Annotated in this window: 22 protein-coding genes and 1 tRNA gene; 17 read left to right on the plus strand and 6 right to left on the minus strand. The window is 58.7% G+C overall.

The features are described 5' to 3' along the window. Positions 1-32 precede the first annotated feature (32 nt). The 3 genes from KYK83_RS04125 (at position 33) to moaC (ending at position 3275) form a co-directional block, all read left to right on the plus strand. Positions 33-2222, plus strand: a complete 2190-nt coding sequence (locus tag KYK83_RS04125; RefSeq protein ID WP_222827287.1) for a TonB-dependent receptor — start codon at positions 33-35, stop codon at positions 2220-2222. A gap of 87 nt (positions 2223-2309) precedes the next feature. After that, positions 2310-2711 (plus strand): MerC domain-containing protein, encoded by a 402-nt coding sequence (locus tag KYK83_RS04130; protein WP_222827288.1) that lies wholly within the window; start codon positions 2310-2312, stop codon positions 2709-2711. A gap of 87 nt (positions 2712-2798) precedes the next feature. Next, positions 2799-3275: a cyclic pyranopterin monophosphate synthase MoaC gene (gene moaC / locus KYK83_RS04135; RefSeq protein ID WP_222827289.1), complete on the plus strand. Its 477-nt coding sequence runs from the start codon at positions 2799-2801 to the stop codon at positions 3273-3275. On the opposite strand, the gene KYK83_RS04140 is transcribed toward moaC, so the two are convergent. From KYK83_RS04140 to yghU, 3 genes are all read right to left on the minus strand, one after another. Then, positions 3276-4781, minus strand: a complete 1506-nt coding sequence (locus tag KYK83_RS04140; RefSeq protein ID WP_222827290.1) for an acetyl-CoA acetyltransferase — start codon at positions 4779-4781, stop codon at positions 3276-3278. It abuts the gene before it with no gap. Between the two features lie 67 nt (positions 4782-4848). Next, positions 4849-4923 (minus strand) — tRNA-Gln (locus KYK83_RS04145). A 163-nt stretch (positions 4924-5086) separates the two neighbouring features. Next, entirely contained in the window at positions 5087-5938 is an 852-nt protein-coding gene (gene yghU, locus KYK83_RS04150; protein ID WP_222827291.1) for a glutathione-dependent disulfide-bond oxidoreductase, read from the minus strand. A gap of 92 nt (positions 5939-6030) precedes the next feature. Here yghU and KYK83_RS04155 point away from each other — a divergent pair, with 92 nt between their 5' ends. The 4 genes from KYK83_RS04155 to KYK83_RS04170 all read left to right on the plus strand — a co-directional run bounded on the left by KYK83_RS04155 (position 6031) and on the right by KYK83_RS04170 (position 11424). Next, positions 6031-7032, plus strand: a complete 1002-nt coding sequence (locus KYK83_RS04155) for a DNA topoisomerase IB (protein WP_222827292.1) — start codon at positions 6031-6033, stop codon at positions 7030-7032. A gap of 138 nt (positions 7033-7170) precedes the next feature. Further along, on the plus strand, positions 7171-8187 hold the full coding sequence (locus KYK83_RS04160) for a sensor histidine kinase (RefSeq protein WP_222827293.1): 1017 nt from the start codon (positions 7171-7173) through the stop codon (positions 8185-8187). A 277-nt stretch (positions 8188-8464) separates the two neighbouring features. Continuing rightward, a complete protein-coding gene (locus tag KYK83_RS04165) occupies positions 8465-10534 on the plus strand; it encodes an NAD(+) synthase (RefSeq protein ID WP_222827435.1) in 2070 nt (689 codons plus the stop codon). 26 nt (positions 10535-10560) lie between these two features. After that, entirely contained in the window at positions 10561-11424 is an 864-nt protein-coding gene (locus KYK83_RS04170; protein ID WP_248284248.1) for a DMT family transporter, read from the plus strand. Here the strand turns inward: KYK83_RS04170 and KYK83_RS04175 are convergent, their stop codons facing one another. Both KYK83_RS04175 and KYK83_RS04180 read right to left on the minus strand, forming a co-directional pair. Continuing rightward, entirely contained in the window at positions 11425-12507 is a 1083-nt protein-coding gene (locus KYK83_RS04175; protein WP_222827295.1) for a branched-chain amino acid aminotransferase, read from the minus strand. 439 nt (positions 12508-12946) lie between these two features. Beyond that, positions 12947-13495 carry a hypothetical protein gene (locus tag KYK83_RS04180; RefSeq protein ID WP_222827296.1) on the minus strand — a complete coding sequence of 183 codons (549 nt, stop codon included), beginning with the start codon at positions 13493-13495 and terminating at the stop codon, positions 12947-12949. Between the two features lie 34 nt (positions 13496-13529). Here KYK83_RS04180 and KYK83_RS04185 point away from each other — a divergent pair, with 34 nt between their 5' ends. From KYK83_RS04185 to KYK83_RS04230, 10 genes are all read left to right on the plus strand, one after another. Beyond that, on the plus strand, positions 13530-14267 hold the full coding sequence (locus KYK83_RS04185; RefSeq protein WP_222827297.1) for a TlyA family RNA methyltransferase: 738 nt from the start codon (positions 13530-13532) through the stop codon (positions 14265-14267). Between the two features lie 55 nt (positions 14268-14322). Further along, positions 14323-15855 carry an acyl-CoA carboxylase subunit beta gene (locus KYK83_RS04190; RefSeq protein ID WP_222827298.1) on the plus strand — a complete coding sequence of 511 codons (1533 nt, stop codon included), beginning with the start codon at positions 14323-14325 and terminating at the stop codon, positions 15853-15855. A gap of 162 nt (positions 15856-16017) precedes the next feature. Continuing rightward, the gene (gene mce / locus KYK83_RS04195) at positions 16018-16467 is read left to right on the plus strand and encodes a methylmalonyl-CoA epimerase (protein ID WP_196846339.1); all 450 of its coding nucleotides are present in this window, start codon (positions 16018-16020) and stop codon (positions 16465-16467) included. Positions 16468-16491: 24 nt separating this feature from the next. Next, a complete protein-coding gene (locus tag KYK83_RS04200; protein ID WP_222827299.1) occupies positions 16492-17103 on the plus strand; it encodes a glutathione S-transferase family protein in 612 nt (203 codons plus the stop codon). 85 nt (positions 17104-17188) lie between these two features. Further along, positions 17189-17974: an enoyl-CoA hydratase-related protein gene (locus KYK83_RS04205; RefSeq protein WP_222827300.1), complete on the plus strand. Its 786-nt coding sequence runs from the start codon at positions 17189-17191 to the stop codon at positions 17972-17974. 51 nt (positions 17975-18025) lie between these two features. After that, on the plus strand, positions 18026-20182 hold the full coding sequence (gene scpA, locus KYK83_RS04210; protein ID WP_222827301.1) for a methylmalonyl-CoA mutase: 2157 nt from the start codon (positions 18026-18028) through the stop codon (positions 20180-20182). 345 nt (positions 20183-20527) lie between these two features. Continuing rightward, positions 20528-21538, plus strand: a complete 1011-nt coding sequence (gene bioB / locus KYK83_RS04215) for a biotin synthase BioB (RefSeq protein WP_222827302.1) — start codon at positions 20528-20530, stop codon at positions 21536-21538. Next, entirely contained in the window at positions 21535-21954 is a 420-nt protein-coding gene (locus tag KYK83_RS04220; RefSeq protein ID WP_222827303.1) for a lysozyme inhibitor LprI family protein, read from the plus strand. The genes bioB and KYK83_RS04220 overlap by 4 nt, the downstream gene beginning before the upstream one ends. Position 21955: 1 nt before the next feature. Then, on the plus strand, positions 21956-24022 hold the full coding sequence (locus KYK83_RS04225; RefSeq protein WP_222827304.1) for an acetyl-CoA carboxylase biotin carboxylase subunit: 2067 nt from the start codon (positions 21956-21958) through the stop codon (positions 24020-24022). A gap of 179 nt (positions 24023-24201) precedes the next feature. After that, positions 24202-24459, plus strand: coding sequence for a hypothetical protein (locus KYK83_RS04230; protein ID WP_222827305.1), 258 nt, complete (start codon positions 24202-24204; stop codon positions 24457-24459). A gap of 33 nt (positions 24460-24492) precedes the next feature. Here KYK83_RS04230 and KYK83_RS04235 read toward each other — a convergent pair whose 3' ends face one another. Next, on the minus strand, positions 24493-25908 hold the full coding sequence (locus tag KYK83_RS04235; protein ID WP_222827306.1) for a peptide MFS transporter: 1416 nt from the start codon (positions 25906-25908) through the stop codon (positions 24493-24495). Between the last annotated feature and the right edge of the window lie 2 nt (positions 25909-25910).

Raw genomic sequence — 25910 nt, forward strand, 5'->3', positions numbered from 1 at the left:
TGTCGGTCCTTATCTTTATCGGAGTTATTTGAATGCGTTTTACTTTACTGACCTGCGCCGCGGCCGCCGCTCTCATCCCCTATGCGGCCATAGCCCAAGAAGCCTCATCTTCCGATCAGCAAGAGCCGGAAGCTCCGACGAGGACGTCCACCGAAAGGGGTGGAGACGATTTTCATAACGTGATCGTAGTTACAGCACCGGGTCTTGATCGCTTAGATGTTCTGGCAGGCACCTCCGTCGTCGATGGAATGGAGCTTCAGCGCAACCAGAACGGGCAATTAGGTGAGGTTCTGGCCAAGCTTCCAGGTGTGTCGGCGAGCGGTTTTGCGCCTGGTGTTTCGCGTCCCGTACTCAGAGGTTTCGGCGGTGAGCGCGTCCGAGTTCTGACAGACGGCATCGGTGCCATCGACGCTTCGAGTACATCCGATGACCACGCCGTTACCGTGGAGCCCCTGATCGCCGAACGCATCGAGGTACTTCGCGGGCCTGCAGTGCTGCTTTATGGAAGCCAGGCGATCGGCGGCGCTGTGAACGTCATCACAAAGCGAATTCCGCCACGCGTCCCGGATGAGCCCGTACATGTCGACGCAATGGCCGGCTTCGATACTGTCAGCAACCGGCGCGAAGGCGGCCTTTCGGTCGACGTGCCTGTTGGTGACAATCTCGCATTCCATGTGGATGGATCGTATCGCAACACCGATAATCTCGAGATTCCCGGATATGTAGCAACCGATCGCCTTCGCGCCCAACTCCTGGAATCTGCTGCGGAAGAGGAGGCCGAAGGTCATCTGGATGAGGCGGAGGAACTACGGGAGGGGGCGAACGCACGCGGAACTTTGCCGAATAGCTGGACGGAAACCTACACTCTGGGAACAGGGCTTGCCTATTTCTCGGGCAACAGCAGCCTTGGCGTATCTTTCGATTACTATGACACGAATTACGGCATACCGGGCCTGCCAGGCGTAGGACACGTGCATGAAGGTGATCATGATCACGATCACGAAGAAGAGGATGATGATCACGCGCACGGCGAGGAAGGGCCCGTTTCAATCGGCATGAAGCGGTACCGCGCCGATCTGAAAGGCGTGCTGGATCTTGGCGACGGCTTCTTCAACGAGCTGCGGACTCGGTGGGGATACAGCGATTATACCCACACCGAGTTTGAAGGAGACGACGTAGGAACCGTGTTCGATGTCGAGGGCGTCGAAGGCCGCGTGGAGCTTGTTCAATCGCGCCGTGGAAACCTTCAGGGTTCGCTCGGCGGTCAATACTCGCATACCAATTTCTCCGCTATCGGCGAAGAAGCTTTCGTGCCCAGCAACACGACCGATAGTTTTGCTTTGTTCACTGTGCAGGAACTCGATTTCGACAGGTTCGAAGTGGAACTCGGTGCTCGCTATGAGCACACCGGTGTCGACGCTTCGGATTCGATCGGCGTATCCCGCGATTTCGATACGTTTTCCGGAGCCATCGGCGCATCCTATACTCTTACGGATGGCGCGGCGGGCGATCTGCGAGCAGGGGTCAATCTCTCGCGAGCAGAACGTGCGCCTTCCGCGCAAGAACTATTCGCCGATGGTCCACACGTCGCAACGCAACAGTTTGAAATCGGCAGTCCTACTCTAGGAACTGAACGCTCGTGGGGCGTGGAAGGCTACGTCCGCGGTAACCTTGGCCCGGCTCTTCTGAGTGCGAGCGTCTACAGGAACTGGTTCAACGACTTCATTTTTCTTTCCGATACGGGTGCGGAAGAAGACGGGCTGGAGGTGTTTCAGTTTCTGCAGCAGAATGCGGATCAGTTCGGCATAGAAGCCGAGGCGAGCATGCCCGTTTTCGAAACCAATGACTTCAAGCTGCTTGCGGATGTTCGCGGCGACTATGTCAGGGCCACTCTGGCAGATGGTTCTCCGGTACCCCGTATTCCGCCCCTGAGCCTTTCCGGTGCACTCGAAGGGCAGTTCGAACACGTCGATGTCCGCGCAGAGGTGGAATGGTTCGATAAACAGGACCGCGTGTCGGAACACGAAGCGCCAACGGATGGGTATACCTTCGTAAATGCTTCTGTCGCGTGGCATCCATTCGAGGGGGCGGACAACCTGACCATCCTCGCGCAAGTGGACAATATCTTCGATGTCGAAGGTCGGCGCCATACGAGTTTCACGAAGGAATTCGTGCCTCTGCCCGGCCGGAATTTCAAACTGACCGCTCGTTTGAGCCTGTAAGTCCGCGCGAGACCGCGCATGCCGACGCCTGGATCACGGGCGTCGGCTTTCCTTTCCCTGCAGACATTCCTCAAAGGAAGAGACCGGATGCAATTCAGCAATTCTCCACATCGCAACCTGCTCGATGGAATGGCGATTGCCGGATCCGCGCTCTGCCTGATTCATTGTCTCGCCTTGCCACTCATCATCGCGTGGCTGCCCGCGCTTGCGGACTGGTTGTCCTGGCCGGAAAGCGTGCATCTCTGGATACTGCTCGCGGCATTGCCTCTGTCGTTCTTTGCCCTGTGGCGTCATGCACTTTGCGAAGGTAGAAAAGTGCCGTTTCTTCTCGGGATGGCAGGACTTGCCATTATGGCCAGCGCCCTTCTCATCGAGGCATCTCCCATTGAACCATTCGTGACGAGTATTGGTGCCGCGCTGCTGGCGGCAGCGCATATCCTCAGTTGGCGTGGAAGGCGTTCGTGCCACGAAGGGGAGTTACGCCAGTAAGCTCGCAGTCAATGTCGGCAGGCCTCGACAGGGACGCAATTAGCTGCTGCAAGCCCTCCGATAATTTCACTTACTGAAAGCGAACGAATGGCCGATCTGTCGCATATCGATAAACATGGGCGCGCACGAATGGTCGATGTTGGCGACAAGCCGGTTACAGCCCGCAAGGCGTCAGCAACCGGGACTGTGACGTGCCAGTTGCTCACGCTCGATTTGCTGAAAGAAAGCAAGGTTCCCAAGGGAAACGTCATCGGCACGGCCGAATTGGCAGGTGTCATGGCAGCCAAACGAACGGCCGACCTCATCCCCCTGTGTCATCAGATACCGCTTTCGCAGGTCGATGTTACGATTACTGCAGACGACACATTGCCGGGTTTCGCAGTCGCGGCAACGGTGCGAACAGAGGGACGGACCGGTGCCGAAATGGAAGCGCTAACGGCGGTATCCGTCGCGTGCCTCACATTGTTCGACATGCTGAAAGCGGTCGACAAGGATATGACCATCGGTGAAATCCGCGTAACTGCGAAGGAAGGCGGCAGGTCCGGCGATTGGCGACGCGCCTGATCAGCTGCGCTGCCAGATTGCAAGACCATCGCAAGCGCGTTGGATTTTCCCGCCGGTTCCTACAGGCTCGCATCGGCCATCGGTGAGAAACGCGATGGTTTCGCCGTCATCGGCAGGAACCTTGGCCAAGGTGCGTGATCCATTCGGCGTGAGTGCCACGATCACGCCGGATTTTGGAGAGCCGGCGCGGTCATAGTGCACCGTGTAAGTCTCTATGACGGCGGGCCCCGCATAATCTTCATCGATGGGCGGAACTTCACCGCGTCTGTCGTCGGCTTCGGTCTGATAATCGAAATCTTGCGGGAAAAGCGCGCCCGTTGGCTCGCCCGACAGCATGATGGTGTGATTGTGGGTGGCATATCCACCATTGGCGAACAGTAAACCTCGACCGTCGGTCCCGCGCAGTTTTTCGGCCATGGCGACCACAGCATGGCTCATATAGTTCCCAATCGGTCCTCCACCGAACGTCAGGCCGCCAAAAACCGTAACGGGTTTTTCGATCGGCCAATCCAGCACTCTGCGTGCCATCTTCGGAACACAGGGGAAGCAACTGTAAAGTTCTACATGAGCAAGGTCATTCGTGCCGATCTCGTTCAACGCCATCGCCCGTTCGATCGAGGTCGCCAGGCTGGGTGATTGGTCATAGCGGTCGCGAGCAAGGAAGTTGCCGCTTTCGTGTGCAGCCGCACCATAGCCGATATGGACGAGCCGCTCATCCGGAATGCCGCGCCTTCGCGCTTCCGCTAGAGACGTTACGATAAAAGCTGCGCCCTGATTGACCGAGGAATTGGCCACCTGGAGCTTCGTATAGGGAAAGGCGATGGGCCGATTATTCTCGCTGGGCTCAACGACAGCCTCAGCCTTTACCGGCTTGCGTATCCATGCCCCATCACTCGCCGCAGCCACCTCGCTCATAATGGCCCAAATCGCACCGGTTTCTGCCTGCCCTTCTGCCAGGCTCTGGCAATAGGACGCCCGCCCGGCGTTTTCGTAAAGCGGATAGACATCCGTGGGTACGACAAGGCCGTAGCTCTGCGGATAACCATGCCGGACCCGATGGCTCGCATCGCGAAGCGCGTTGGGTTTTTCGCCCCCCTCCGGCTTCTTCAAAGCGGCGAGATGGCCGGCTGTTCGCAACGCTTCTCCGCCAGCAATCGCACAGATTTTCGCTTCTCCGCGACCAATACGATTTGCGGCCTCGTGCAGGAGCAGTATGGGGCTGTCGCCATTGGGCAGTGCGGTCTGCATCCGGTGAGCCGGGTCGATCCCGAGGTCCTTCGCAACCTTCGCGTCGACCGGATTGAGCTGAGGCCAAGCGAGTTGGGCAACCACGGAAAGGGAATCGCAATCGACCAAAACGCCGCCGCCCGCATCTGCATCTGCGCGGCGCAGGGCGCGCGTCATTAGACCCACTGGATCGAGACCATCGGCCGGCGTCTCGGGCCAATCATTGATCTGGCCAACACCGATAATCACGGGGGTAGTTTCGGGGTCCTGTCCGGTCATAAAAGCGCTCCACCTGCCGCGATGCCTAGCAAGCAATCTGGTGCCTGCAACTGGAAGGTGAGAGAGCTGGCTGGGGTGGCAGGGATCGAACCTGCGAATGTCGGTACCAAAAACCGATGCCTTACCACTTGGCTACACCCCAGCAGGTGCGCGCCCCTATAGCGTGTCGTGCGCGGAAGGGAAGGGGTGGGATGTGGAAATGATGAGGGTGCCAGACCCGCGACTGGATATCGGGCAAACGTCCTCTCCTCGATTACTTGGAGGAGAGGACATTTTCGCCCTCAGGCGGCGGCGCTTGCCGCGGCCTAGATATTCTTGCCTTCGAAATCGCTGGACGAATGCCGTTCGCTCAGCTGTTCGTCTTCTTCACCCCAGGTCTTGTTGACGATACGCCCACGGCGCACGGCTGGCCTCTCGGCGATCTGCTTTACCCACCGCTCGACATGGGTGTACTCATGGATCGAAAGGAATTTGCGCGCTTCGCCGTAAATGCCGCCAGTGACGAAGGGGGACAACCACGGCCAGCTTGCAATGTCGGCGATCGTGTAGTCCTTGCCACCAAGATATTCGCTTTGGGACAGCCGCTTGTCGGCAACATCGAACAGGCGCTTCGTTTCCATGGCGTAGCGGTTGATCGGATATTCGAACTTTTCGGGTGCGTAGGCGTAGAAGTGGCCGAAACCGCCACCGATGAACGGGGCGCTGCCGACCTGCCAGAACAGCCAGCTCAGCACTTCTGCACGGGTGGTGTCAGCCGGAAGGAAGGCGCCGAATTTCTCAGCGAGATGAAGCAGGATTGCGCCGCTCTCAAAAACTCGGATCGGTTCCGGTCCGCTGCGATCGAGCAACGTGGGGATCTTGGAGTTGGGGTTGAGGTCGACAAAACCTGATCCGAACTGATCACCATCCGAAATGCTTATCGTCCAGGCGTCGTATTCCGCACCGGAATGACCCGCTTCCAACAGTTCCTCGAGCATTATGCCAGCCTTCACGCCGTTGGGCGTCGCCAGCGAGTAAAGTTGGAAATCATGTTCGCCGACGGGAAGTTCCTTGTCTTCCCGGGCACCCGCCGTCGGTCGATTGATGCTGGCGAAGCGCCCGCCATTCTCGGTGTCGGGTGCCCAGACTTCGGGCGGGGTATAGGTGGGATCAGCCATTGTGTTCTCCTGTGATGCGATGGCTAAGCCAGCCTTCGGTTCACCGCAAGGTGGGGAACCGGACTGCCCGTCCCACTGTTCTTCCCTTCACCATGACGAAGCTCATCTATGTCGACGACGACCTGCCTGGAATCACCCGCAAGGGTGCGGGGAAGGGATGGGCCTATTACGATCCCAAAGGTAAGCTTATCGGCGATGCAGAAGAAAAGCGTAGGCTCAATGCAATTGCCCTTCCGCCGGCTTATGTCGACGCCTGGTTCTGCCCCGCGCCGAATGGTCATATTCTCGCGACCGGCATCGATGCCAAAGGCCGCAAACAATATCGGTATCACCCTGATTTCCGCGCCGCGCGAGAAGGCGAAAAATTCGATAGCTGCGTTACCTTCGGCAGCCTGCTTCCTCTCGTCCGAAAGCGTGTAGAAAGCGATCTGCGCGGGCATAACCTCACCAGAGAGCGCGCCATCGCGAGCGTCGTGAGGCTGCTCGACCTTGGTGCGATCAGGGTTGGGAACGAAGGGTATGCAAAGGCCAACAAGAGTTTCGGTGCCACCACCCTGCGTAATCGCCACGCCGAACTGACCGGGAAGACCTTGCGGCTTCGCTACAAGGGGAAGGGCGGCAAGCTGCAGGAGGTTACCCTGTCCGATGGCAGCCTGGCACGAATGGTGCGCAAAATGCAGGATCTGCCAGGCCAACATCTGTTCAAATATGTCGATGACGATGGCGACCAGCACACGGTCGGATCGAGTGACGTCAACGACTATCTGCGCGAAACCATGGGGCAGGATTTCACGGCCAAGAACTTTCGCACCTGGCACGCAAGCGTCAGGGCGCTGACCTGCGTTTATGAGGGCGATGGCAAGCTGCCGATGAAGCAACTGCTCGAATGCGTCGCCGACCATCTGGGCAATACACCCGCGGTCACAAGAAAAAGTTATATTCACCCGGCGGTGTTCGAAGTTCTCGAAAATCAGATCGAATGGCGCGACGAGCTTCGCCTGCCACGCGCGACACGATGGTTAACGCGCGAAGAACGCGGCCTGATCGACCTTCTGCAGAACAGTCCCAGCGCGAGCACCCTGCTCGCCGCCTAGGGCCGAAAATCTCAAAATCATTTCGCAATTTCGGTAGGTTGGGCTAGCACTCTGCCATCGATGGTGTGGAACTGTCGACGGTTCGCATATACGCAGGGGTGTATTGCGGACAGCCATGCCTGCCGGAAGCTTATCACCATGCATCGCCTCGCAAATTTCGATGTCAGCCGGCAGTTTCTTACCCGTAAGGGCAAGATTACGGCGCAGATCGTATTCGGTACCCTGTGCGGTGCAGCGATTATCGGGCTTCGGACACTGTTCGATATGTGGGCGCCATCTTCAGGGCCCTTCGCTCTGATATATCCGACAGTGCTGTTATCGACGCTCTATGGCCACTGGCGCGCCGGACTGGCTGCTTTTTGCGTAACATTTGCGTGGGCCTGGTTCTTCGTCCTCCCGGTGCAATCCTCGTTCTTTTTCTCGGACCCCACCGATCCCGCTCGTGTCTTCCTGAACGCAGCAAGTGCGCTGGTCGTTCTGATTTTTGCCGAAGCGTTCCGCAGGGCAGCGCACGCCACGCTGACTGAAATTCGCCTGCGGGCTGATCGCCGCTTGACCCTGCTTGCAGACCTCGAGCACCGAACAAAGAACAATTTTGCGTTGGTCGCCAGCATGCTGGAATTGCAGAAACGGCGCATTCCCCATCAGGAATTGCATGCGCCGCTCGATGACGCAGTGGGCCGTGTACGAACCTTTGCGGACGCCTATTCCGCTCTCGCGCTCGAGCAATCGGACGATCCCAGCGTCGATATGAAGCCATATCTCGACTATCTCCTCAACCGGATCGAAGCGTCCAGTCTGCCACCTGCGGTCAAGCTGTTCCGCGAGATCGACGCAGCCACTTTGTTACGGGAGGAGGCGGTCGCCATAGGTCTCTATTTGAACGAAGCCGTCTCGAATGCCTGCAAATATGCCTTTCCGAACGACCGAAGCGGTACGATAGCCGTGTTCTTCCATGTGCGGGACAGGGGGTGGCGGTTCACGATCGAAGACGATGGTGTCGGTGACGCCGCGATACCCCACCCAGGTGGGGGCTTGGGAAGCCAGCTACTGACAGCATTCGCCGCTCAAGCGAGCGCAACCCACCATGGCGGGCCGGTTCTCAATGGCTATCGCAGTGAAATGCGAAAGGTTCTTGAAACCGAGGTTGCGTAGGGTAGCCTAAAAGGATACCGCGCCAGCCATGCATCTGGCCGGTAGCAAAATTCGGCAGTGGCGCGAGGCGCATCACCCCCCGCTTAGTGCGGACGAATTCGGTATGCGTTACGGCCAACCAGCGCCTTGGCCCAGTCGAACCGTCTACGGTTGGGAGGCGAAGGGTAAGATCGCGCGTGCGTCGGTCCAGAAACGCCTCGCTGAACTGGGTATTTGCAAGCCCGCCGACTGGCTTGAGCCGGCTTACGATAATCCCGACGAGAAAGGCCCCGCGTCAATGAGCGGTACCGAAACGCCCCCCTTCTTCGACCTGCATACGCATGGGTTTGTCAGAATTGCGACGAGCACGCCCAAGGTGCGCACGGCGGATGTCGAGTATAATGCTCAGGGTATCGTGGAGCAGGCGCGCATGGCGGATGTGCAGAACGTCGATCTGCTCCTCTATCCCGAACTTTCGCTATCGTCTTACGCTCTCGATGACCTTCATTTGCAGTCGGCGCTTCTCGACGCGGTCGAAGCGCAGGTTGAAGCGATCATAGATGCGTCGCGAACCTTGTCGCCCGTGCTCGTGTTCGGCGCTCCGCTGCGCCGCAATGGGCGTATCTACAACTGTGCGCTTGTGGTTGGGCATGGGGAACTGCTGGGCGTGGTGCCGAAGAGCTACCTGCCGAATTATCGCGAATATTATGAAAAACGATGGTTCGCCCATGGTCGCGAATGCATCGGTCTAACCATCGGTTGCGGTGATCATGAGGTGCCGTTCGGCACCGACCTTACATTTGGCGCGAGCGATCTGCCGGGTTTTGTCTTTGGTATCGAAATCTGCGAGGATTTCTGGGCGCCCAACCCGCCTGGGATCATGGCAGCACTCGCCGGCGCGACTATTCTGCTCAATCCGAGCGCATCGAACATAACCATAGGCAAGTCGGACGAGCGCCATCTGCTGAGCCGTGCCAGTTCGAGCCGTCAGGTGTGCGCTTACGCCTATTCGGCCAGCGGACACGGAGAAAGCACGACCGATCTCGCGTGGGACGGGCAGGGGATGATCTACGAACTCGGCGACCTGCTCGTCGAAAGTGTGCGTTTCGATCTCGATCCCGAACTCTGCATCACGGATGTGGATACTCAGCGCATCCTGTCCGAGCGCATGCGTATGCAGACGTTCAACGATGCCGCGGAGGCCGCAGGTCGGCCCGAGGACTGGTATCGACGTATTGTCTTCAAGCATCGTCCGCGGGGAGGGGATAAAGGGCTTCAGCGCCCCATCCGGCGCTTTCCGTTCGTCCCCAATCGTGCGGACAAGCTGGACGAAGATTGTTACGAGGCATTCAACATACAGGTCGATGCGCTGATGCGCCGCATCGATGCCACGGATCCCAAATGCCTCGTGATCGGGATTTCGGGGGGGCTTGATAGCACGCATGCCCTGATCGTGGCTGCCAAGGCGATGGACCGACTTGGCCGTCCACGGACAGACATTCGCGGATATACACTACCAGGCTTTGCTACCTCGGATGGCACGAAGGCCAACGCCTGGCGGCTCATGGAAGCGTTCGGCATCGCGGCCGAAGAAATCGACATCCGTCCTACCGCCACGACCATGCTTGAGAACATCGGCCATGCGTTTGCAGACGGGCACCCGGTCTACGACACGACTTTCGAGAACGTGCAAGCGGGGTTGCGGACGGATTACCTCTTCCGCCTGGCCGGTCAGCATGGCGGCTGGGTGATCGGGACCGGCGATTTGAGTGAACTTGCACTGGGATGGTGCACCTATGGCGTCGGCGATCACATGAGCCATTACGGTGTTAACTCGGGCGTACCCAAAACCCTTATTCAGTACCTGATCGGCTGGACGACCCGGACGAAGCAGTTCGACGACGGGGTTGAACAGGTGCTCGGCGATATCCTCGATACCGAAATCAGTCCGGAGCTCGTTCCTGCGGGAGAAGACGGCGAAATCCAGAGCACGCAATCGATCATCGGGCCTTACGAGCTTAACGACTTCTTCCTTCATCACATTATTCGCTGGGGCCAGAAACCCAGCCACGTCGCCTTTCTCGCTTGGCATGCCTGGAAAGACGCGGAGCAAGGTCTCTGGCCCATAGGTTTTCCCGAAGATGCGAAGAACGAATATGAACTGGCCATCATTGCAAAATGGCTGCGAAATTTTCTGAAGCGCTTTTTCGGTTTCAGTCAGTTCAAGCGAAGCGCCTTGCCGAACGGGCCAAAGGTTTCCGCGGGCGGTTCGCTGAGCCCACGAGGTGATTGGCGGGCACCCAGCGATGCCGTTGCCGACATTTGGCTGGCTGAATTGGATGCTGCACTTCCACGGGACGACGGCTGATCATGCCGGTACGAGCCTTGGTCATAATGATGCTGTGCAATGTGGTCTGGGCGCTCAACGTCGTCGTCAGCAAGGTCGCGATCGCAGACCTCGGCACGCCGCCACTATTCTATGCCTTGCTACGATCGATCATTATTGCAGTCGTGCTCATCCCGTTGCTGCGGCCGCTGCCCGACAAACTGTGGCGCGTCTTGCTGGTCGGTCTGGCGATCAGTGGCGGGTCCTTTGCGCTGTTGTTCATGGGTCTTGCCACTGCCAGCCCGTCTGCAGCGGGTGTGGTAAGCTTGACCGGTGCGCCGATGACGGTCCTGTTTGCCATCATATTTCTTGGCGAACGTATTCGGTGGCGCCGTGGGCTCGGTATCGGGCTGGCGTTCGGCGGCGTCCTGTTTGCAATGGCGGGGGACAATCAGATGGAAACGAGCACTGGCCTGCTGCTGGTGTTCATTTCCGCAGTCATCGGTGCATTGGGGTCTGTCTTCGTGAAGCGGCTCGATCTGCCTTCAATCCGGCTGCAGGCGTGGGCCGCTGTCGCATCGGTGGCAGTGTTGATTCCGTTCACAGTGGCGATGGAAAGCAATCAGTTCGCGGCGCTTTCCCAAGCTCCTTGGAAACTTGCTGCCTGTCTGTTCTTCGCTGCCATCATCGTATCAGTATGTGGGCACACCGCCTATTATCGCCTGCTGCAGGAACACGACGCCAATCTCGTCGTGCCTTTGACACTGTTCACGCCGATCCTGACGATACTTTTCGGCGCCTGGCTAACGGGCGATGCCATTGGCGGGCGTTTGATCACAGGCGGAGCGATAGCACTCGCAGGTGTGGCCATCATTGTATTGCGGCCGAGCGAAACATTCACCCGGCGCTTTCTGGTCAGACCAAGGTTCTGATCAATCGAGCTTGTGCGTCCAGCCGTACGTGTCCGGCACGGTCCCTTTCTGAATACCGACTAGTTTTTCACGGATCTTGTGGGTCATCTGACCCGTACCGCCGCTACCTATCGTGAATTCGCCATCCGGACTCAGAACAGTGCCGACCGGGGTTACGACTGCGGCAGTACCGCAGGCCATGGTTTCCAGTAGGCGCCCCTCAGTGGCATCTGCGCGCCATTGGTCGATGCTGTATGGTTCTTCGCGAACCTGAAGCCCCTCATCGCGCAGGAGCTGTATCAGGCTGTCGCGCGTGATGCCGGGCAGAATGGTGCCAGTTAGCGGCGGCGTAATGACACTTCCGTCGTTGAAGACGAAGAACAGGTTCATGCCACCCAGTTCCTCGATCCATTTCTTCTCGACGGCGTCGAGGAACACCACCTGATCGCAGCCATTTTCGATACCTTCGGCTTGCGGGACCAAGGACGCGGCATAGTTTCCGCCGGTCTTCGCAGCGCCCGTGCCGCCCGGCGCCGCACGGCTGTAATTGCGGCTGACCCAGATTTTGACCGGCTTGGCGCCGCCTTTGAAGTAGGGTCCGACCGGTGAGGCGATGAGGACATATTTATACTGTCGCGCCGGTCGCACGCCGAGAAATGCCTCGGATGCGAACATGAACGGACGAAGGTAAAGCGAACCATCGGGATCACCGGGCACCCAGTCACGATCTTTGGCGACAAGCTGGCTGATCGATTCGAGAAACAGTTCTTCCGGCAATTCCGGCATCGCCATCCGCCGGGCACTTTCATTGAACCGGCGCGCATTTTGCTCCGGTCGGAAAAGGGCGAGCGAGCCATCCTCTCGCTTGTAAGCCTTCATTCCTTCGAAGATCTCCTGCGCATAATGCAGGACCGCCGCTGCAGGATCGAGGCTGATCGGTTCGCGCGGGCCGAGCGTCGCCGTGTGCCATCCACCTTTGTCAGCATCGAAATCAATCACGACCATATGATCAGTGAACAGTTTACCGAAGCCGGGATCCTGCAATGCCTGCTGACGTGTTTCGCCGGGCACTGGGGCGGAGTGGGGAAGATGCTTGAAATCCATGGCCCGCGGGTAATGTGCGCTGCGAAATTTCGCAAGCGATCGGGTTGCGAGATCAAAATGAGAAGGGCAGCTCCACGCCCGTAGGTGGAACTGCCCTTCGCATGGTCAGCGGCGGGAAGTGCCGCTCACGTAGCCTCTAAAGGTATCTGCTTACCGATAGTGCTCCGTGCGGAAACTTGCCGACCTCTCTGCTGAACCATGAGACATCGGATCACCTCCTTTCGCGCTGTTTAGAGCCAAAGTACCCCGTTTCCGGGGAACAAGACCGCGTTTCGCCGCTGATCTTGAGGACATATTTGAGTCTTTCGCGGGCCTAAAACAACCCTTGAAAAAAAGTTTTCCCACGTCAGAATTGTCGTTTCTGGCTCCGAACATTCATCGAGCCGTCCTTCAGTTCCTCTTCTGGTTCACTGACGTCGGCGATCGCGAAGCGAATCCCTCAGCGGCATTCCTCGACCACGTGCGATACTTCCGCCCATGGCGGCAGGTAGATTGTGGATAAGCCGGGGACTTCCACAGCGAATCGCCCCCTGGTGATCGCCATTGCGTCGAGCAACGGATCGCGCGCGGAGACGGTGGCCACGGTGGTCGGCTGGCCGCCATCGCCCGGCCGGACTGCCAGTGTCCGATCCGCGGTTTCGGTACGGATGGTCATCCCCGACTGGCCCTGCACCTGACCAGCGCGGGTCAGAATGATCTGATTTGCCGACCGATCGCAGCGAATGGAAAACCGAGTTTCGGACGCATTTTCGCCGTATAAGGCTATTCCGCCATTCGTATCGCCGCGATAACTCCAGTCCCCTGGAGTACGGGGCTGGTCGATCCAGTTCTCGACCGGCGGCGCCTGAGGCGGAGGTGCGGGGGGCGTAGTTTGCACTGGCGTGGGCGCAGGCGCAGGTGCCGGGGTTGAATCGGGCGCCGGAACGCAGGCGGCGATGGTAAAAGTGAGCGCCAGCGCGCCACCTAGATGGGCATAGATCGGTTTCATGCAGCAACAATGCTCGCTAAGCGCCATGTTTCCAATGCCGAAAAAGAAGCGCCTTGATCAGATGCTGGTAGACCGCGGGCTCGTGGAGAGCCGTACGCGGGCCCAAGCCTTGGTAATGGCCGGTCTGGTTTTCTCCGGAGAACAGAAACTGGCAAAGCCGGGTCAGCAACTTTCCGAAGATGCACCCTTGGATGTGCGCGGACGAGATCATCCATGGGTCAGCAGAGGGGGGATCAAGCTCGCCCATGCGATCGACCATTTCGGCCTGGATCCTGCAGGGGTCACAGCGATGGATATCGGCAGTTCAACGGGCGGGTTTACCGATGTGCTGTTACAGGGCGGCGCAGATCATGTGTTCGCTATCGATAGCGGCACAAACCAACTCGCCTGGAAACTGCGGCAGGATGCCCGCGTAACGGTGCTGGAACAGACGAGCGCGCGCGTTCTGACGCCGGCGATGATCGATCGCCCGGCTACCTGGGTAGTATGCGACGCCAGTTTCATAGGGCTTTCAAAGGTGCTCGAACGGCCGCTGGAACTCGCCGAACGGGCTTGCCGTTTGGTAGCGCTGATCAAACCGCAATTCGAAGTCGGGCGTGAGGAAGTCGGCAAGAAGGGCGTGGTCAGCGATCCTGCGCTTCATCTGCGCGTTTGCGAGGAGGTGCGCGAATGGGTTGAAGGGCTTGATTTCAATGTGCAGGGAATCGTGGAAAGCCCCATCACTGGCCCGGAAGGCAATGTGGAGTTCCTGATTAGCGCCTCTCGCAATTGACCTTGAGGTATGCTTCGCCCTAGGCGCTCGTGCAATCGTATTTCACGGAGAGAGCATGTCCGCCAATATTGCCGAAATGGAACGCCGCCGCGATGCCGCACATATGGGCGGGGGGCAAAAGCGTATCGATGCGCAACATGCCAAAGGCAAACTGACCGCGCGCGAGCGGCTCGAAATCCTGCTCGATGAGGGAAGCTTCGAAGAGCTCGATACTTATGTAGAGCATGACTGTGTCGATTTCGGCATGCAGGACCAAAAGATCCCGGGCGACGGTGTGGTTACCGGGGCAGGCACGATCAATGGCCGGCTCGTCTATGTTTTTTCCCAGGATTTCACAGTCTTTGGTGGCTCTCTTTCCAAGCGCCATGCGGAAAAGATCTGCAAGGTCATGGACACCGCGATGAAGGTGGGCGCCCCTGTTATCGGTCTCAACGATTCTGGTGGTGCGCGCATTCAGGAAGGCGTCGCTTCGCTCGGCGGTTACGCCGAGGTGTTCCAGCGCAACGTCTTGGCAAGCGGCGTGGTACCACAAATCAGCCTCATCATGGGGCCGTGCGCGGGTGGTGCGGTTTACAGCCCCGCCATGACTGACTTCATCTTCATGGTCGAAGACAGCAGCTATATGTTCGTCACTGGACCAGATGTGGTAAAGACGGTGACAAACGAAGTGGTCACGCAGGAGGAGCTTGGCGGTGCGAAAACGCATACGACCAAGACCTCTGTCGCCGATAACGCCTTCGAAAACGACATCGAGACCCTGCTCGCAACGCGTAATTTCGTCGATTACCTCCCGCTATCCAACCGGGAGGACGTGCCCGAGCGGCCTACCAGCGATGCCTGGGATCGCGAAGAGCCAAGCCTCGATACGCTGATCCCCGATAACGCTAACCAGCCGTATGACATGCACGAAGTCATCAGGAAGACGCTAGACGAAGGCGACTTCTTCGAGATCCAGCCCGCCCATGCAGGCAATATCATCTGCGGTTTCGGCCGGGTGGAAGGGCGCACGGTGGGCGTGGTGGCGAACCAGCCAATGGTACTGGCGGGCGTGCTCGACATAAACTCGTCCAAAAAGGCTGCGCGTTTCGTTCGTTTTTGCGACGCTTTCGAAATCCCCATACTGACTTTCGTCGATGTGCCCGGTTTTCTTCCCGGGACCAGCCAGGAGCACAACGGCATCATCAAGCATGGGGCGAAGCTGCTGTTCGCCTATGCCGAAGCGACAGTTCCCAAGATAACCGTGATCACGCGCAAGGCTTATGGCGGCGCATACGACGTGATGGCATCGAAGCACCTGCGCGGCGATTTGAACTACGCATGGCCGACGGCGGAAATCGCGGTGATGGGCGCAAAGGGTGCGGTGGAAATCATTTTCCGACAGGACCGTGACGATCCGCAAAAGATCGCCGACAAGACCCAGGAATACGAAGCCCGCTTCGCCAATCCTTTCGTGGCTGCGAGCCGCGGTTACATCGACGAAGTCATCTACCCGCACTCCACAAGGCGGCGCATCGCACTCGGTCTGCGCAAGTTACGGACAAAGCAACTCGAGAACCCGTGGAAGAAGCACGATAACATCCCGCTCTGAGGGCCCCATGAGCGATATCTGGACTCAGCTGTCTTCGCCTTTGGGCCGAATTTTCCTGATACTTCTGATTGCGGGAGCGTTCGCCTTCTTGGCAAATGTCACCTACGACTTCGGTGCGTTACTTCACGAAATATTCTGCCCCACACATGGAATGGTATTCTCATGAAACTTGGCCGTCTCAACCACATTGGCGTCGCAACGCCATCGATCGAGGAATCGATCTCCTATTATCGTGATGTCATGGGTGCGGGAAGAATACGCGATCCGTTCGAGATGGAGGAGCAGGGTGTAAAGGTCTGTTTCGTCGACACACCGGGCGAGAATGGGACTTTCGGAACGCAGATCGAATTGATCGAGCCGCTTGGCGAAGACTCGCCCATCCATGGTTTTCTCGCGAAGAACCCGGCAGGCGGGCAGCATCACCTGTGCTACGAAGTCGAGGACATCGACGAAGCGCGCAGCTGGTTCGAAGGGCTGGGCAAGCGTATTCTCGGGCCTACGCGCATAGGTGCGCATGGCTCGCCAATCTTCTTTCTGCACCCCAAAGACATGATGGGTCAGCTGACCGAAATCATGGAGACGCCCAAGGACGACACGCACTGGTCGAACTGACCGGCGTGTAGAGAGAGGATCACGATGCTTTTATACGACAGCCCGAATCCTGCGCCAAATCCGCGCCGCGTGCGTATCTTCGCCGCCGAAAAGGGTATTGAACTTTCATCGAAGGAAGTGTCGATCCCCAAGCGCGAACAGAAAGCGCCAGATTATGTGGCCAAGAACCCCAGAGGCCAAACGCCAATTCTGGAGCTCGACGACGGAACAGTGATCGCCGAAAGCGTAGCGATCATGCGGTATCTGGAAGCAGAACACCCCGATCCGCCATTGTTTGGAACCACGGCACGTGAAATTGCCGAAATCGAAATGTGGAATCGCCGGGTCGAGATGATCCTCATGCCAGCCATTGCTGCGGTTTGGGTTCACACGCACCCATTCACCGCGGCGCTTCTTGGCCGGAACGTCGAATGGGGAGAATCCAACCGACCACGCGTTGTAGAAGGCATGCGCTTTTTCGATGGATCGCTCGAGGGACGCGAATATCTGGCTGGGGGGGGCTTTTCTGCCGGCGACATCCTCTTGCTGACGACTGTCGATTTTGCAAAATTTATAGGTCTCGAAATGCCGAGCGAATGTGCAGATCTTCTCCGGTGGCACGAACGCGTTTCCGCCCGGCCAAGCGCTTCAGCCTGAGTTCCGCACGGCGCGGCAAAGGGCTTGCGCGCCATATCGTTCGCAGCCAAGCTCGGTTGCTAAACGCAACGTTTGGGAGAGACGCGTGAGCTACGAAACCATTATCGTCGAAAAGGACGGGCCGCTTACCACCATCACGCTAGATCGGCCTGACCGGCTGAATGCGATGGCACCGCAGATGGCGGACGAACTTAGCGAGGCTCTCTACGACTTGGGCGACAGCCGCGCTGTGCTGATCACCGGGGCAGGCAAGGGTTTTTGCTCTGGTGCCGACCTCGCAGCGCGGGGGGAGCGTAGTGCCTTGAACAGCAAGGGCGGAAGTCACCGGGCTTTGCAGAACCATTACAACCCGGCAATCAACATGGTCCTGCGCGCGCCGGTTCCGGTTATATGTGCCGTAAATGGTCCTGCGGCCGGCGTAGGATGCAGCCTCGCGCTGGCCGGCGATTTCGTAATCGCTGGGAAAAGCGCTTACTTCCTTCAGGCCTTCGTCAACATTGGCCTCGTGCCGGATGGCGGATCGACTTGGCTTCTCGCGCGCGCAATTGGTCGTGCACGTGCCACCCGCATGATGATGCTGGGCGAAAAGATCGGTGCCGGTCAAGCAGAGGATTGGGGCCTGATCTACAAGGCATGCGAAGACGATGCTCTGATGGAAGAGGCGAGGGCGCTCGCCTTGAAGCTCGCCAATGGTCCCACGCTTGCCTATGCAACGATGAAGCGTAATATTGCGACCGCACTCGATGGCAGCATCACGGAAGTCCTTCTGGCCGAAGCCGAAGGCCAACGTCTGGCAGGCGCCAGCAAGGATGCGATGGAGGGCGGTATGGCTTTCCTTGAAAAGCGCAAACCGGCATTCAAGGGCGAGTAATTCGCCCGCCGGTCCTTCCCCTGTGCATACGATTGTGTTTAGGGACCCCGCATGACCGACAAGCCGACTTATGAAGACTGGAAGCCCCTCGCCGACAAAGAAGTGAAGGGGCGCGATCTGACCTGGCATACGCCCGAAGGCATCGCCGTTAAGCCACTTTACACAAGTGAGGACACCGCCGATCTCGAACCTGGCGTCCCCGGTATCGCGCCGTTTACCCGTGGCCCCTATGCCTCGATGTATACCGGACGTCCTTGGACAATCCGGCAGTATGCGGGCTTCTCCACCGCGGAGGAATCGAACGCCTTCTATCGCCGCAATCTTGCCGCGGGGCAGAAAGGGCTGAGCGTTGCTTTCGACCTCGCGACGCATCGTGGGTACGACAGCGATCACCCCCGCGTGGTCGGCGATGTCGGCAAGGCTGGCGTCGCGATCGACACCGTTCGTGACATGGAAATCCTCTTCGACCAGATCCCGCTCGACACAATGAGCGTGTCGATGACGATGAACGGCGCAGTGATCCCGGTTCTTGCGTTCTACATTGTCGCGGCAGAGCGTCAGGGTGTCAGCCAGGACAAGCTTTCGGGGACCATCCAGAACGATATCCTCAAGGAGTTCATGGTCCGCAATACTTATATCTACCCGCCCGAACCGAGTATGCGGATCGTTTCGGACATCATCGCATACACCTCGGCCAACATGCCGAAATTCAACAGCATTTCGATCTCGGGCTATCACATGCACGAGGCTGGGGCCACGGCGGTGCAGGAACTGGCCTTCACAATCGCTGACGGCAAGGAATACGCCAAGCGTGCGATGGAAGCGGGGCTGGATATCGACGCCTTCGCACCGCGCCTGTCCTTCTTCTGGGGCATCGGCATGAACTTTTTCATGGAAGTCGCCAAGATGCGCGCGGGCCGTGCGCTTTGGCATGAAGTTATGGAAGGGTTGGGGGCGAAGTCCGAAAAGTCGAAAATGCTGCGCACGCACTGCCAGACCAGTGGCGTAAGCTTGCAAGAGCAGGATCCTTACAACAACGTCATCCGCACCACGATCGAGGCGATGGCCGCGGTTCTGGGAGGCACGCAGTCGCTGCACACGAACGCTCTCGACGAGGCGATTGCGCTGCCGACTGATTTCAGTGCCCGTATCGCGCGTAACACGCAGCTGGTGATCCAAGAAGAAAGCGGCATAACGAATGTCGCGGATCCGCTAGGCGGCAGCTATTATGTCGAAAGCCTCACGGCCGCCCTGCTCGAGCAGGCGCGTGCGTTGCTGACGGAAGTCGAAGCGGCGGGCGGGATGACCGAATATGTCGCCAGCGGTAAGCCAAAGGCGCAGATTGAGGAAGCGGCTGCGGCCAAGCAAGCCTCCGTCGACCGGGGCGAGACCGTCATCGTCGGTGTAAACAAATATCGCCGCGACAAGGAAGACGAGATCGACACGCTCGATGTCGACAACCATGCGGTGCGTCGCAGCCAGATTGCGCGGCTGGAGAAAGTACGCGCGGATCGGGATGAATTCGCGTGCAAGGCCGCGCTCGATGCGCTCGCCAGAGGGGCGGCGCAGCGACAGGGCAATCTGCTTGGCCTGGCGGTTGAAGCGGCCCGTCACGATGCGACGCTCGGTGAAATATCCGCTGCGATGGAAGACGCGTATGGGCGCTACGACACCATGCCAAAGCCTGTGCGCGGGGTCTATTCCGCGGCTTATGCCGAAGATGATCGTTATGCGCAGGTTGTCGAAGGTGTGAGGGCGGTCGAACGGCGCCTCGGGCGTGCGCCAAAGCTGATGGTGGCCAAGATGGGCCAAGATGGTCACGACCGCGGCGCTAACGTCATTGCCAGCGCCTTTGCCGACATGGGCTTCGAAGTGGTATCGGGCCCGCTGTTCCAGACGCCTGCGGAAGCAATGGATCTTGCACTGGAAAACGAAGTCGATGCGATCGGCGCCAGCAGCCTTGCGGCAGGCCATAAGACACTCATTCCCGAACTGATCGACCTGCTGAAGGAAGCTGGCCGCGCCGACATCAAGGTGATCGCCGGCGGCGTTATCCCGCAAAAGGATTACGAATTCCTCCGCGATGCTGGAGTGCAGGGTATCTACGGCCCTGGCAGCAACGTGGTCGAATGTGCGGCGGATGTGCTGCGCCTGCTGGGCCACAACATGCCGCCAGCCGGCGAGGATCTGGACGAGGCGGCGGAGTGATAACCCTCAATTCGTCAATGCGAGCAACGCGAAGCAATCTGGGGCGCTGGTCTATGGATTGTGGGGTGGCCCTCCGGGCCGTCTTCGACTCTGCGGGCGGTTTCTCGCGATGACGAGGGACGGTGGCAGACTGTGGGCTGGGCTGAGACTAACGCTCAAGCTCTCGCTCGGCTCTATCGCCGTCATGATCCTCGCGATCATTCATTTCTACGCCATCTTCTTCCTACCTGCAATTAGCTACAGGACGCTTGGAACAAACTTGGAATGGCCCACAATTGGCGTTGTGTTTGTATCCTTTCTGATTTCGACAACCTTTGCCATTAACGTGATAGTGAAGCTCAAAGTATGACCCAAATCCGCACCGACTGGACCCGCGAGGAAATCGCTGGCCTGTTCGACCTTCCTTTCACCGAGCTGCTGTTCCGCGCCGCCACGGTCCACCGCGAATTCCATCCCCCCGAACAAGTTCAACTCTGCACTTTGCTCTCAATCAAGACCGGAGGGTGTCCCGAGGATTGCGGCTATTGCTCGCAGTCGGTGAAGGCCGATAGCGGGGTCGAGGCGACCAAGTTGATGGACGTGCGCGCCGTGCTGCAATCGGCGGCGCAAGCGAAGGATGCGGGCAGCCAGCGCTTCTGCATGGGTGCGGCCTGGCGCAATCCCAAGGACCGTGACATGCCCGCCATCGTCGAGATAGTGAAGGGTGTGCGCGATATGGGTCTCGAAACCTGCATGACGCTCGGCATGCTTACGCCAAAACAGGCGGAGATGCTCAAGGAAGCGGGCCTCGACTACTACAATCATAATGTCGACACGGGCCCGGAATACTACGAGCGTGTGATATCCAGCCGCAAGTACGAGGACCGGCTCGACACGCTACAGAATGTGCGCGATGCGGGGATCAACGTGTGCAGCGGCGGGATCGTCGGCATGGGCGAAACGCGCGAAGATCGCGTCGGCTTCGTCCATACGCTCGCTACGCTGGAACGGCATCCCGAGAGCGTGCCGGTCAATGCGCTGGTGCCGGTCAAGGGCACGGTGCTGGGCGACATGCTGGCTGACACGCCACTCGCCAAGATCGACGATATCGAATTCGTCCGCACCGTTGCCGTGGCACGCATCTGTATGCCGATGAGCATGGTGCGTCTCTCTGCCGGGCGCGAGAGCATGAGCGAAGCCACCCAGGCACTCTGCTTCTTGGCCGGGGCGAACTCGATTTTCACCGGCGACAAATTGCTGACCGCGCCCAATGCCGGCGACGACAGCGACGGCGCCCTCTTCGCCAAGCTTGGTCTGACCCCGCTTTTGCAGGAAGAGCCGATGCGAACGCGCCCCGTCATGGAACCGACTGAGTGATCTTCGCCGCTCTTTTCTTGCTGGCTCAAGCGCCTGACGCGGTGGCGGAATGTACGGACCCCAATACACAAGGGGAGATGAATGCGTGCGCCAAGCAGGATTTCGACCGTGCCGACGCTGAACTGAATGCTGTGTGGAAGAAGGTGGGCGGCTGGGCAAAAAACGCCGATGCGAAATTGGACAGAGGTGATGGGCAATCGGGCTACGCAGAAAGCCTGCTCGCCGCCCAGCGAGCATGGTTGACCTACCGCGATGCCCATTGCCGTTTGGTGAGCTTCGATGCACGCGGTGGCTCGATGCAACCGCTCCTGATTAATAACTGCCTGGCTGAACTGACAGAGAATCGCACTGCTGAGCTGCGCGAACTTCTCGTCAATCAGGTTTCGGGCGAGCCCAAGACTTTACCGGAGACTTAGCGTGTTCAAGAAAATTCTAATCGCCAATCGCGGTGAAATCGCTTGCCGGGTCATCAAGACCGCGCGCCGGATGGGTATCGCAACCGTCGCCGTTTATTCCGATGCAGATGCGCGTGCGCCTTTCGTGAAAATGGCGGATGAAGCGGTGCATATCGGCCCCGCCCAAGCTTCCGAAAGCTATCTTGTCGCAGACAAGATCATTGCTGCCTGCAAGCAGACTGGCGCCGAGGCCGTACACCCGGGCTATGGCTTCCTGTCGGAACGAGCGAGTTTCGTGGAAGCCTTGGCGAAAGAAAACATCGCATTCATCGGCCCGCCTGCCGAAGCCATTGCCGCCATGGGCGACAAAATCGAAAGCAAGAAAATCGCTCAAGAGGCGGGGGTCAACACCGTGCCCGGTTCGGGCGGCGCCATCGCCGATACGGCAGAGGCGCTCGAATGGGCGAACCGGATCGGCTATCCGGTAATGATGAAGGCCAGCGCTGGCGGCGGCGGCAAGGGCATGCGCCTGGCGTGGAACGATCAGGATGTGAAGGATGGCTTCGAAGCGACACAGCGCGAAGGACTGAACAGCTTCGGCGACGAGCGCGTCTTCATCGAGAAGTTTATCGAAGACCCGCGTCACATCGAAATCCAGATCCTCGGCGACCAGCACGGAAATGTGATCTACCTCAACGAACGTGAATGTTCGATCCAGCGCCGCCACCAGAAGGTGGTCGAAGAAGCCCCGTCGCCCTTCGTTACGCCGAAGATGCGCAAGGCCATGGGCGAACAATGCGTCGCACTGTCCAAGGCCGTCGGTTATTACAGTGCGGGTACGGTAGAACTCATTGTTTCGGGCGCGGACAAGACGGGCGAAAGCTTTTACTTCCTCGAAATGAACACTCGTCTGCAGGTAGAACATCCGGTGACCGAAGCGATCACGGGCGTCGACTTGGTCGAGCAGATGATCCGTGTTGCAGCCGGCGAAAAGATCGAACTGACTCAGGACGACGTGAAGATCGACGGTTGGGCGATAGAGAACCGGGTCTATGCAGAAGATCCTTACCGAGGCTTCCTGCCATCCACCGGCCGCCTCGTGCGCTATCACCCGCCGGTCGAGCCCTGGGCGGACGATGGATCGGAAAACGGGCGCCGCGGCGTCGACGGCATTCGAGTGGACGACGGGGTGTTCGAAGGCGGTGAGGTCTCGATGTTCTACGACCCCATGATTGCAAAGCTGGTTACCTGGGGCGAGACGCGCGACGACGCTGCCGATCTCCAGATTGCCGCTCTAGATGCGTTCAGGATCGAAGGCTTGGGTCACAATGTCGATTTCCTCAGCGCGATCATGCAGCATCCGCGTTTCCGCTCGGGCGAACTGACCACCGGCTTCATCGCGGAAGAATATCCCGAAGGTTTCGAAGGCGCTCCGGCCGATGATCGTCTGACGAGCGTACTCGCAGCCGTGGGCGGGGTCATCGCTACGGCGGATGCCGACCGGGCACGGCGCATCGAAGGGCAGTTGTCGGACGATCTCTATGCTCCGGGTGACTGGACCATTCGTATCGGCGAGCGCGAAGAGGGTTCGACGAGCTACGACGTGCGGCTGGAGGAAAACGCGCTGACGGTCGATGGTGAGCAAGTCACGATCGAGATGCAGTATACGCCAGGCGAGCGAATGGTGGATGTCGCGCTGTTTGAAAACGGCGCGGGCGAAGATGCCGAGCCGATCCAAAGCTACACATTTCAGTTGAAGCCGACGCGTACCGGTTATGCCGTGACAACGCGCGGGGCCACGCATCATTTGCGGATCCTGCAAACACGTATCGCCCATCTCGCATCGCATATGATCGAGAAGACCCCGCCGGACCTTTCCAAGATGTTGATCTGCCCCATGCCGGGCCTGCTGGTGAAGCTGCATGTTGGCGAGGGGGATGAAGTCCAACCCGGCCAGCCGCTTGCGACAGTGGAAGCGATGAAGATGGAAAACATTCTGCGGGCCGAAAAGCAGGCTACGATCGGCAAGATCAATGCCGAAGAAGGCGATAGCCTCGCCGTGGACGAAGTCATACTCGAACTGGAATAGGTCTTAGCCCGCGAAGGGCTTCAAGCCTTTCGCGGGTCAGATCGCCCCTATTAGAACATCGATCTTGCTCATTTTACGAGCGGCATGGATTTTTAGGTTAACGGCCTTCCAGCGATCGCCCAACTAACCGATACTACGCTCCTTCGAGTCGCTTCTGAACGCAATTACAGGAGCATCAAATGGCACAGCGGGGCACAGGGTTTTTCGATCGCAAAGGGCAGTATTTTAAGACTCCCGAAGAAGCGACGGTGAGCGATCTTGCCGGGATTCTCGGGAAAATAGGCGATGGTGAAAGCCTCGCTCCGGGGATTGCTCACACCATCCTTCAACGGCGTAGCGAAATCGAACGATTGCTGGCCGAGCACGATTCAATGATGGCAGATTACCAGCCGATCGCTTCGGGCAGGATGATGCGGCTGGAGCCTCGGGCAGGCTAGCCAAGCGCCTCCTGCGACAGCTCCGCGCTCGCGTCACGAGAGCGCGACGTTCTCCGGCTCGGCGTCGCGCATCAGGCGCGGTGCCAGCAGTAGCTTGAACAGGAGGAAGACAGCGCCCGCTGTCGCGGCAAAGCCCATGTGCATCAGCCAGAACTGCGTGATCGGCATCGTCTCGAACCAGCCCCCGACGTAACCGACAATGGAATTTCCGGCGAAGAAGGACAGGTAATACAGGCCGATCACGGTCGCGTTGATCTGCTTTGGTGCAAGGCGGGCGAACAGCGCAAGGCTCACCGGCAGCATGTGCGCAAAGCCGATGGCGTTCACGATATGGAACATTACTGGCCAGAAAAGCCCGATCTTCTCGCCCGGCGGTGTGGTGGCGGCGGCAAGATAGAGGCAGGCCATCCCGCCAATGGAGAATAACGATCCGATGATGATCTTCGTCAGTTCGTCTGGCTCCGTCCACTTGGTCTTCCACCAGCGATAGAACCCGGCGACGATGGCCAGAAAACTGACCGATACGATCGCATCCAGTGACACGAGCCAGCTGGTAGGAAGCTTCTCGCCGCCCCAGTAAAGCGCAAACTGCTGATCTCCCCATACCAGATAGGCATTGAATATCTGGTTGTTCGGCACAATGGCGAGCGCGAGGACGGGGATGAGAAGAATAAGAGCTGATGTCGCCAGCCAGTCTTGCCGCGTCATGGGTTCGCGCGGTTTCTTATCCGTTTTTGCCGCAGCCTTGCCGGGAACATCGAAATGCTCCTTGGGCAGATATTTCTGACCCGCGAGATAGATTGCGAGGCCGATCAGCATGCCAATGCCCGCCGCGCCGAACCCCCAGTGCCAACCCACCTTTTCACCCAGCGTTCCAACGATGAAGGGGGAGGCGATCACACCGGCGTTGATGCCGAGATAGAAGATCTGGAATGCATCGGCCCGCCTCAGGTCGCCCGGTGAGTAGAGGCTGCCGACCTGGCTGGCGATATTGCCCTTGAACAGCCCCGAACCGACGATCAGGCAAAGCAAAGCCAGCAGGAACGTCACGTTGAACGCCATCAGGAAATGGCCCAGCGCCATGACGATCGCACCAAGCAGCACGGTGCGTCTCTTTCCCAGTATTCTATCGGCGATCCAGCCGCCGAAAATGGGCGTCAGATAGACGCTCGCGGCATATGTGCCGAAGATGGCGCTGGCGAAGGGTTGGCCGTCGATTCCGCCATACAACGTTCGAAGCTGCTCGATCCCTGCAACGCTGCCAACCTCTTCCGGTTTGAGCAGGAAATTGACCATGTAGAGCACGAGCAGCGTCTGCATGCCGTAATAGGAAAACCGCTCCCACGCTTCCGTGAAGGCGAGGTAGCCAAGACCTTTGGGATGTCCGAGGAAACTGCGATCCTCGGGGTCGTACAGCCGGAGTTCGGGAGTCGCTTCGGCGACGGTCATGC

This window comes from Qipengyuania pacifica (genome assembly GCF_019857205.1).
Lineage (GTDB): Bacteria > Pseudomonadota > Alphaproteobacteria > Sphingomonadales > Sphingomonadaceae > Qipengyuania > Qipengyuania pacifica.

Excerpts from the sequence above, each read along its gene's own strand:
- KYK83_RS04230 (WP_222827305.1), top strand. The coding sequence starts at position 24,202 with ATGGCACAGCGGGGCACAGGGTTTTTCGATCGCAAAGGGCAGTATTTT.
- KYK83_RS04165 (WP_222827435.1), top strand. The coding sequence starts at position 8,465 with ATGAGCGGTACCGAAACGCCCCCCTTCTTCGACCTGCATACGCATGGG.
- moaC (WP_222827289.1), top strand. The coding sequence starts at position 2,799 with ATGGCCGATCTGTCGCATATCGATAAACATGGGCGCGCACGAATGGTC.
- KYK83_RS04200 (WP_222827299.1), top strand. The coding sequence starts at position 16,492 with ATGCTTTTATACGACAGCCCGAATCCTGCGCCAAATCCGCGCCGCGTG.
- KYK83_RS04190 (WP_222827298.1), top strand. The coding sequence starts at position 14,323 with ATGTCCGCCAATATTGCCGAAATGGAACGCCGCCGCGATGCCGCACAT.
- KYK83_RS04130 (WP_222827288.1), top strand. The coding sequence starts at position 2,310 with ATGCAATTCAGCAATTCTCCACATCGCAACCTGCTCGATGGAATGGCG.
- KYK83_RS04180 (WP_222827296.1), bottom strand. The coding sequence starts at position 13,495 with ATGAAACCGATCTATGCCCATCTAGGTGGCGCGCTGGCGCTCACTTTT.
- KYK83_RS04185 (WP_222827297.1), top strand. The coding sequence starts at position 13,530 with ATGCCGAAAAAGAAGCGCCTTGATCAGATGCTGGTAGACCGCGGGCTC.
- mce (WP_196846339.1), top strand. The coding sequence starts at position 16,018 with ATGAAACTTGGCCGTCTCAACCACATTGGCGTCGCAACGCCATCGATC.
- KYK83_RS04175 (WP_222827295.1), bottom strand. The coding sequence starts at position 12,507 with ATGGATTTCAAGCATCTTCCCCACTCCGCCCCAGTGCCCGGCGAAACA.
- KYK83_RS04155 (WP_222827292.1), top strand. The coding sequence starts at position 6,031 with ATGACGAAGCTCATCTATGTCGACGACGACCTGCCTGGAATCACCCGC.
- KYK83_RS04125 (WP_222827287.1), top strand. The coding sequence starts at position 33 with ATGCGTTTTACTTTACTGACCTGCGCCGCGGCCGCCGCTCTCATCCCC.
- KYK83_RS04170 (WP_248284248.1), top strand. The coding sequence starts at position 10,561 with ATGATGCTGTGCAATGTGGTCTGGGCGCTCAACGTCGTCGTCAGCAAG.
- bioB (WP_222827302.1), top strand. The coding sequence starts at position 20,528 with ATGACCCAAATCCGCACCGACTGGACCCGCGAGGAAATCGCTGGCCTG.
- yghU (WP_222827291.1), bottom strand. The coding sequence starts at position 5,938 with ATGGCTGATCCCACCTATACCCCGCCCGAAGTCTGGGCACCCGACACC.
- scpA (WP_222827301.1), top strand. The coding sequence starts at position 18,026 with ATGACCGACAAGCCGACTTATGAAGACTGGAAGCCCCTCGCCGACAAA.
- KYK83_RS04160 (WP_222827293.1), top strand. The coding sequence starts at position 7,171 with ATGCATCGCCTCGCAAATTTCGATGTCAGCCGGCAGTTTCTTACCCGT.
- KYK83_RS04235 (WP_222827306.1), bottom strand. The coding sequence starts at position 25,908 with ATGACCGTCGCCGAAGCGACTCCCGAACTCCGGCTGTACGACCCCGAG.
- KYK83_RS04140 (WP_222827290.1), bottom strand. The coding sequence starts at position 4,781 with ATGACCGGACAGGACCCCGAAACTACCCCCGTGATTATCGGTGTTGGC.